The 5,781-nt window shown below is 64.8% G+C and carries 7 protein-coding genes and 1 pseudogene; 2 read left to right on the forward strand and 6 right to left on the reverse strand.

The genetic code is table 11. From position 1 onward, the window contains the following. Both EN964_RS22030 and EN964_RS39435 read right to left on the reverse strand, forming a co-directional pair. On the reverse strand, positions 1-696 hold a 696-nt coding region (locus EN964_RS22030; RefSeq protein ID WP_373565067.1), incomplete at its 3' end, for a substrate-binding domain-containing protein. Positions 697-723: 27 nt separating this feature from the next. Next, positions 724-876, reverse strand: a complete 153-nt coding sequence (locus tag EN964_RS39435) for a hypothetical protein (protein WP_373565068.1) — start codon at positions 874-876, stop codon at positions 724-726. Between the two features lie 350 nt (positions 877-1,226). Here EN964_RS39435 and EN964_RS22035 point away from each other — a divergent pair, with 350 nt between their 5' ends. Next, positions 1,227-1,928: a RibD family protein gene (locus tag EN964_RS22035; protein WP_127267206.1), complete on the forward strand. Its 702-nt coding sequence runs from the start codon at positions 1,227-1,229 to the stop codon at positions 1,926-1,928. A gap of 235 nt (positions 1,929-2,163) precedes the next feature. Here the strand turns inward: EN964_RS22035 and EN964_RS22040 are convergent, their stop codons facing one another. Then, a complete protein-coding gene (locus EN964_RS22040) occupies positions 2,164-3,048 on the reverse strand; it encodes an SDR family oxidoreductase (protein ID WP_127267207.1) in 885 nt (294 codons plus the stop codon). 90 nt (positions 3,049-3,138) lie between these two features. On the opposite strand from EN964_RS22040, the gene EN964_RS22045 reads away from it, so the two are divergent. Further along, entirely contained in the window at positions 3,139-3,972 is an 834-nt protein-coding gene (locus EN964_RS22045) for a helix-turn-helix transcriptional regulator (protein WP_164748891.1), read from the forward strand. 35 nt (positions 3,973-4,007) lie between these two features. On the opposite strand, the gene EN964_RS22050 is transcribed toward EN964_RS22045, so the two are convergent. The 3 genes and pseudogenes from EN964_RS22050 to EN964_RS22060 all read right to left on the reverse strand — a co-directional run. After that, the gene (locus tag EN964_RS22050; RefSeq protein WP_127267209.1) at positions 4,008-4,454 is read right to left on the reverse strand and encodes an SRPBCC domain-containing protein; all 447 of its coding nucleotides are present in this window, start codon (positions 4,452-4,454) and stop codon (positions 4,008-4,010) included. Continuing rightward, a complete protein-coding gene (locus tag EN964_RS22055) occupies positions 4,451-5,236 on the reverse strand; it encodes an IclR family transcriptional regulator (RefSeq protein ID WP_127267210.1) in 786 nt (261 codons plus the stop codon). The genes EN964_RS22050 and EN964_RS22055 overlap by 4 nt, the downstream gene beginning before the upstream one ends. Positions 5,237-5,339: 103 nt before the next feature. Further along, positions 5,340-5,781, reverse strand: a pseudogene (locus EN964_RS22060) (adenosylhomocysteinase); the annotation flags it as partial.

The following is a 5,781-nucleotide window of genomic DNA, read 5'->3' on the forward strand; positions in this document are numbered from 1 at the left end:
CAGCTTCTCCTTCGGCTCGGTCTTGTCCTTGGCAAAGGCCACCGCGATGCGCACCGCGGTGCGCGACTGCTCGCCGGGAAACTGCTCGACGGTGCCCGCAAGCTTGCCGTCGCGCACCGCGACCAGCGCTTCCGGCAGCGCGTCGAAACCGTAGATCTTGACGTCGGTGAAGTTGCGCGCCGCACAGGCCTCCAAGGCGCCGAGCGCCATGTCGTCATTGGCGCAGACGATGGCGTCCGGCTTGCCGTTGGCGGCAAGGCCGGCTTCGGTCACCGACAGCGCTTCGGCGCGGGCGAAGTTGGCGGTCTGCTCGAAGACGATCTGGTACTTGTCCTTCAGCGGATCGAGCACATTGTGCACGCCCTTGTTGCGGTCGATCGCCGGACCGGCGCCGGGCTGGCCCTGCAGATGGAACAGCTTGGCGCCGTTGGGGAACGCCGCCACCACCGCGTTGGCTTCCGCCTCGCCGCCCTTGACGTTATCGGCGCCGACATGGGCGAGGATGCCCTCGACGCCGTCGACACGGCGGTCGATCGTCACCACGGGAACGCCGGCCTTGACCGCTTCCTCGATGGCCGGCGCCAGCGCATTGACGTCGAGCGGCGAGATGACGATGGCGTTGACCTTCTGCACCAAGGCCGCCTCGATGTCGGCGGTCTGCTTGGTGGCCGAGTTCTGGCCGTCGCTTTCGGTCAAATTGACGCCTTGCGTGGCGGCTTCCGCCTAGATCTCGTTCAGCATGTGCACGAAGAACGGAAAGCCGAGACTGGGCACCGAGCCAAGGATGGTGAGCTTGTCCTGCGCAAACACCGAGGGCGCGGCGACCATCATGGCGCCGAAAGCCGCGGACGACAGCAGGAATTCACGTCTGTTCATGGGATCCTCCTCCACAAGAACGCACGACCCCGAAAACCGGGATCGGTTTCAGGAAGGATCATGCGTCGGTTCAAAGTGTGGAGCATCCTCCCTGCGCCCGAAAACGCATGCCGCTCCAGCTGGCCGCCGCTGTAAAAAGAGCCTCCCACCGACGCCTGCCTGGGGATGCTAACCCAGGGTCAACCATTTGTGCAACCTCGATATAACAGAGGTGCCGGGCAATTTATCGGAATTGTCGGATTTTGGTTTGCAGCGTGGGCAACATCTCCCTGAGATGCTTGGCTTCCATTCCCTCTGCCCGGCACTACCTTGGACTGACTCGCGAAGTTTTTGTGATCTGGAGAACCCGTATGAAGCCGCAAATCGTCTGCCATATGCTCGCATCACTCGACGGCAGCCTTCATCCAAGCCGCTACACGACAAGTCCGGACGGGACCCGGGCGGAGTGGTCGAGCCTCTACGAACATATCCACAGTGATCTCGCGGCTGACGCCTGGATCGTCGGCCGCGTCACCATGGCCGAGATGAGCAAGGCCGCCGCGCACCCACCAGCCAATGTCGGCAAGGTCGACCGGCCCTATCATTTCGCGCAAATGGATGCGGGCAGTTATGCCGTGGCGCTCGATGCCTCGGGCAAGCTCCATTTTTCCAAACCCGACATCGGCGGCGACCATGTCGTGGTGCTGCTTGGGCGCGACGTCGCCGACAGCCATTTGGCCGAGCTTGCCGCTGACGGCGTGTCCTATATCGTGTCGGAAGCGGCGGACATCGATCTCGCGGCTGTGCTCGAGATGCTCGGCAGCGAACTCGGCATAAGCCGGCTGCTGCTTGAGGGCGGCGCCGGCATCAACGGTTCGTTCCTTGCGGCCGGGCTCGTCGATGAACTGAGCCTTCTCGTGGCGCCCGCGATCGATGGACGCGCCGCCAACCAGGCCTTCGTCGAGTTCGGCGAGAGCGGCCTGGCGGGCAAGATGCAGTTGTCCCTGATGAGCTGCGAGGCCTTGGCGCATGGGCTCGTCCATCTGCGCTACGCGGTCAGCCCTGGAGCATGATCCCGAAAAGTCGTCATCCTGGGGCGGAGCAAGGAGCGAAGCGACGCAGCGCAGACCCCGGGATCCATGCCGGGACTCGGAAGCCCCGCAGCGGTGCAGAATTCTGCTCCGCTGCACCCTATGATTAAGGTCGCGGCATGGATCCCAGGGTCTCCGCGACGGAGCTGCGCTCCTGCTTCGCCCAGGGATGACGAAGTTCAGAGACTTCGGCTCACCTCAAACGTTGCTAGGCGCATCAATACCGCATGGCGTCGAGATCGGCGATCAGCGTCGGGCCGGTCGGATGCCAGCCCAATCGTGCCTGTGTCAGCGCGCTGGAGGCCGGCAGATCCATCGGCGCGAACATTGCCATCCAGCCGAAATGCTCCGCCGCTCTTTCCGGCGCGATGGAGACGACCGGCAATTTCAGGCCCCGGCCAAGCGCCTCGGCGATGGCCCGCACCTCGACGCCTTCCTCGCCGACCGCGTGATAGCGTGCTCCCGGTTGCCGCTTTTCCACGGCCAGCCGGTAAAGCCGCGCCGCATCGAGGAGATGGCCCGCGGAGAAGCGGTTGCGGCCTTCGCCGACATAGGCCGAGACGCCCCTTTCACGCGCGATCTCGATGAGCGGCGAGATAAGCCCTTGCTTGACCGGATTGTGGACCTGCGGCAGCCGCACCACCGACAGATTGATGCCGTTTTCCAGAAGCGCATTGCCGGCCAGCTCGGAGGCTATGCGCGGATTGGGGTGGCTGGCATTGAAGACGTCCTCAATCGCCAGTTCGCCATGCCCAGGGCTGCCCATGCCGACGCCGGAGGTGATCACCAGCGGCCGGTCGGAGCCGGCCAGGGCGGCGCCGAGAGCGGCGATGACGCGCTTGTCCTTTTCGCAATTCTCGGCAAACCGCGAGAAATCATGGTCGAACGCCGTATGGATCACAGCCTCCGCCTTCGCCGCGCCGTCGCGCAGCCCCTCGGGATCTTCGAGGGTGCCCCGATGCACCTCGGCGCCTGCCGCGACCAGCGCCTCGGCGCCGGCGTCGGAGCGGGTCACGCCGACCACCTGGTGGCCCGCCTTGATGAGTTCGGGAACGATCGCCGAACCGATGAAACCGGTCGCGCCGGTGAGAAAGATACGCATGCAAAATCTCCTGCACAGTTGCCTGCGTAATATTGCTGGTCTATTATTCTATTAAAGTAGTGATCTTATCATGGTATAATGGCTAACAGGATGCCCTCCAATTCCGCCGGCTCGCTGGCAGCGTTCCTCAAAGACCGGCGCACGCGGCTCGATCCGGCTTCCTTCGGCTTTTCGGGCCGCCGACGCACGCCGGGACTGCGCCGGGAAGAGGTCGCCCAACGCGCCAACATCAGCCCGACCTGGTACACATGGCTGGAGCAGGGCCGCGGCGGCGCACCCTCGGCCGATGTCCTCAATCGCATCGCCAAGGGGCTACTGCTGACCGAGGCGGAGCGCGAACATCTTTTCATGCTGGGGCTCGGGCGCCCGCCCGAGGTCCGCTACACCGGTGCCGAGGGTGTCAGCCCACGGCTGCAGCGCCTCATCGACACGCTCGATGCCAGCCCCGCCATAGTCAGGACCGCTACGTGGGACGTCGTTGCCTGGAACCGCGCCGCGCGGGTCGTGCTGACCGACTACAGCGCCCTGCCCGAGGGCGAGCGCAACATCCTGCGCTTCATGTTCCTCAGTCCCCATATCCGCGCCAGGCAGCACGACTGGCAAAACCTGGCCCGTTTCGTGGTCGGCTCGTTTCGTGCCGATGCGGCCCGCGCCGGCGCGGTCTCCGAGGTGCGCGAACTCGTCGACGAGCTTTGCAGCGCCAGCCCCGAGTTTGCCGCCCTGTGGCGGGCAAACGACGTGCTCAGCCACGGCGACGGGACAAAGCGCCTGAAGCACCCGGAACTCGGCGATATCGAACTGGAATATTCGGGCTTCGCGGTCGACGGCCGGCCGGATTTGAGCCTGACCGTCTACAACCCGGTCGACAGCGCCGTCGCCGACCGCATCCGCGCGCTGGCTCTCGCCCGACACCCCAAAGAGTAAGGGCGGGACGACCGTCCGCGGGGAGACGCCCGCCCTCAAACGCGCTCGCAGACCGCCTTCAGGATCTGCAAGGTCGGCCCCCAGTAGAGATTGGCATGCGGACGGATCGCCGGTTCGGCAAAATCGCTGAGCGTCAGCGTCAGCAGCGTTCCCTCATCCGCTGGCGCCAGATCGAAGCTGACCACCGTGTGGTTTTCGGGCACGTCCGCCAGACGCGGGGCCGACAACGTGCTCCAGTAGCTGTAGGCGAAGCTCCTTCCCGGCTCAAAAGCGCGGATGGTGCCATGGTTCTCGAACGGCATTCCGTGCAGCAATCCGCGCATCACGATCGCGCCGCCGGCCTGTCCTTGCAGGCTGACGGTCAACTCCTCGTCGGACATCCATTGCGGGATCATTTCTGGCGTCGTCAGTATCCGCCAGACCTTGGCCGGCTCGGCACCGATGACGACGGTCTTGGTTATCGGCGCGAACGAAGCGGTCACGAGGCCTCGCTTTGGCCTAATGGCTCGGGCGCCAGCACCAGCCGGATCTCCTGCGCCGCCTGCGCGGCATGGTGGCGCACGGTGGCAAGGTCGAGCATGCTGTAGGTGGTCGCCACATAGGGCACGGTCAGCGCGGCGACGGAGTGGCCGAACGGCCCGATGACCGGAAAGGCAAGATCGATGACACCCGGCTGCAGCCCGTCCGCCACCTCTTCATGGCCGGCGGTACGGATGCGGCCAAGCGCACGCTCCACCTCGGCCTTTTCGTCAAGAACACCAGAGACTTGCAGCCATTGGTTGACTCTATCCTGCGGCTGGAACGCCATCAGCGTGCGGCCCGTGGCGGTGGCAAACAGCGGGAACTCGGCGCCGACGCGGACGCGGAAGCCGAAGGCCGCCGGGCTTTCCACTTGCGCCAGGATCAGTACCCTTCCGGCATTGTGGACGCCGAGATTGCAGGACTGCTGGATGGAGTCGGACAGCCGCCGCATCGACGGCAGCGCTGCCTGGACGAGGCCGCGCAGCGGCTCATGCCGGTGCGCCAGCTCGAACATGCGGGTCGACAGGAAATAGAGCCCGGCCGGGCGATCGCGAAAGATATAGCCGCGCCGTTCCAGCGCCTGCAGCACGCGGTAGATCTGGTGGATCGAGCGGCCGACCGCCTCGGCAATCTGGCCCTGGTTCAGCCCGTCCTTCTGCTCAGCCAAGAGCTCGATGACGTCGAACGCCTTTTCCAGGGCCGGTACCGAATAGTCCGGCGCTTCCGCAGTCTTGCCAGCCATGCCCCACAATCCTTCCCGGACCAAGCAATTCCAGGAAAAGTGTGAAACGGTTTCCGGCAGGAATTGCGTCAAAACAGAGAGATAGAATCAGGAGCTACTATAGTTACAAGGCAGCCCCCATCGTAGCCATCATCAGCCTGGCGATGCGTTGGTTGATGTCGTCGGGCACCGGCTGCGCGCCTGGCGCCGGTCTTTCGCCGGTAGCGCCCTTCACCACCCGCTCCAGCGACAGCGCCTGCAGCATGAAGCCGATGTCCATGGATTCGATCGAATTGCCCTTCGGTTCGCTGCCGGCAAGGTTGAACATGCGCCCGTCGGCGACCAGGATGACATGCCGGCCATTGGCAAGGTCGAGACGCTGCAAGGTGCCGTCGAGATCGGTGCTACCGGTCGTCATGGCACGCATGCCCTCGGTGTCGATCTCCCACGGAAAATGCCCTGAGTTGGCAAGCACCGCACCATCTTGCATGGCGGCAATCGCGCTGGCCGGCAGCACGCCGGCGCGTCCCGTGGCGGATCTGGCACCATGGGCGCAGGTGTTCATC

Origin of the sequence: Mesorhizobium sp. M7A.F.Ca.CA.001.10.2.1, assembly GCF_003998575.1 — a bacterium.
Lineage (GTDB): Bacteria > Pseudomonadota > Alphaproteobacteria > Rhizobiales > Rhizobiaceae > Mesorhizobium.